Origin of the sequence: uncultured Methanofollis sp. (assembly GCF_937919355.1) — an archaeon.
Classification (GTDB): Archaea; Halobacteriota; Methanomicrobia; order Methanomicrobiales; family Methanofollaceae; genus Methanofollis.
In genome coordinates, this window is sequence record NZ_CALFSA010000084.1 from 1 (window position 1) to 1,900 (window position 1,900).

The following is a 1,900-nucleotide window of genomic DNA, read 5'->3' on the forward strand; positions in this document are numbered from 1 at the left end:
AGGGAGGAAGAAGAGCACCATCAGCCATGCAAGGGCGGCCGTCGGGTTCTTCCTCTCGAAGAAGACGACGGCGATGGCAAAGAGGATGTTGAAGGCGAAGATGACGGCGAGAACGAGGGACCAGTCCATTCAGGCCACCCCGCAGGAGAGGGGCGGCAGGAGTCGGCGCGGCATGGAGTGCCTCTCGCGCGGGCGGTATATATTCCCATCGCTCAGGACCGCTGATGGAGCAGGCAAAAAAAAGACGCAGGGACGTGTCCCGGTACGCCCGCACCTGTTTGCTTCTCCGGGAGGAAGCCTTAGAAAATCCCAGTGTCTATATATTCGCTTTTGATCAGAGTCCACCAGTCCACAGCAAGTCCTTTGAGGACATAATCATAGGGAAGCCAGCCGTATCCTCCTGATCCCCATTTCGTTCCCCAGGAGTTCCGGATAAGCAGTGCCCCCGTCGTTTCAGAGTTGCAGTTGGCGTTCGTGATCTTCAGGTTGTCGTCGTACCCGATCGCAACCACAGCGTGGCCACCAAGGACATTCTCCTTCCCGCAAGGGAAGGGGATCATGCCGTTGTCTTCGGCCTGACTGATTGAGTCGTAGACCGTGAACCCGAACATAGCCGGAAAACCTGCGGCAAGATGCGTCCTGATCCAGTGGAGGACCTGTTCCTTCGTGTAATTCGGAGGGTCGAGTTTGTAGTAGTGGATCGGTTGGTATGACTGGCCGAAAGCGTAGCAGAATGCCGGGGGCTCGCGGTCGAAGCCGTCGATTTCGTCGCCGGGTGTGTCGGTATAAGGCCAGTACTCTTCAGGGGGCACGCCGAAGAGCACCATCGCCCCCATCGTCGTCCTCAGATAGGCCCCTGTGTCGCCGGTCCAGCGGAGGAGGTTCCGTGTCGTCTTATAGAGGAAGAGCCGCGATGCATCGATGTGTTCTCCAAATGCTCTCCTCTCGAAATACTCGATAAGGGCCACGCCCGCTTGTGCTGTACATGACCCGAGGTTCAACTGGTTCTCAATCGGAGGGCACCACTTCCTCAGGTCAATGGAAACGGGTAAATTTGCCTTTAAAGACACATCCAGTCGTGTCTGTTCAAGCAGCGGTGCAATAACTTCATGGTCTGGGGAGTAGTCCCTGACATCGGGATACTCGTGCACCCATCCCATTGCGTATTTTCTCATACTATCGGTCATCTCACCGTCCTCATTTCATGTGTTCTCGGGCGACCAGGAACAGCAGGTCAACCCACTGCGGGGGGATATACATATCGGAGGCAGCACCGGACCGGGCGACCAGGACAGATAATCTCGCCCTGCAATACATGATGCCCGTAGGGCGCACATCTTTTGTCGGTCACGTCCCCTCACGCGCCCGGCACTTTGGGCACGCTATCTCCTTCGTCTTCAGTTCCTGATATCCACACCTCATGCATACACGGTTCTCGGGCGGCACCCCCACCGCCTAAACCCCCGATCTGGCCCCCCTCTCTGATCACCAGGCATGACTGGCCCGCCTATGGCTGGAGAAAGGTCGGGAGAGGGAAAAAGATCCCGGGATATTGTTGCATATGCAACAGTTGCATGGACAACAATTATCCCCCGACGGCACCAATAAGATCCCCCATGAGTCCGCATCGCCAGAAGACCCCTGTCGGGGCCCTCATCTCTGTCGTCCACAGGGCACATCATATCTTCATCGACGAGCGGATGAAGAGGTTCGGCCTCTCGTCGGGACAACTCTTCACCCTCATCCACCTCGCCCACGAACAGGGTATCACCCAGGACACCCTCGCCCACCGATTCCGCATAGACAAGGGTGCCGTCGCGCGGGCCGTCCGGAAACTGGAGGACGCAGGTTATATCTGCCGCACCGTCGATCCCGATGACCGCCGGGCCCTCCGGCTCTT

3 protein-coding genes are annotated in these 1,900 nt (G+C 57.6%); 1 reads left to right on the forward strand and 2 read right to left on the reverse strand.

From position 1 onward, the window contains the following. Positions 1-129: PLDc N-terminal domain-containing protein (locus Q0520_RS03725; RefSeq protein ID WP_298666781.1), on the reverse strand; the 129-nt coding region annotated here is incomplete at its 3' end. 170 nt (positions 130-299) lie between these two features. Then, on the reverse strand, positions 300-1,187 hold the full coding sequence (locus tag Q0520_RS03730; protein WP_298666775.1) for a C1 family peptidase: 888 nt from the start codon (positions 1,185-1,187) through the stop codon (positions 300-302). A gap of 429 nt (positions 1,188-1,616) precedes the next feature. Here Q0520_RS03730 and Q0520_RS03735 point away from each other — a divergent pair. Continuing rightward, positions 1,617-1,900 (forward strand): MarR family winged helix-turn-helix transcriptional regulator (locus Q0520_RS03735; protein WP_298666778.1); only part of this gene is annotated, 284 nt, incomplete at its 3' end.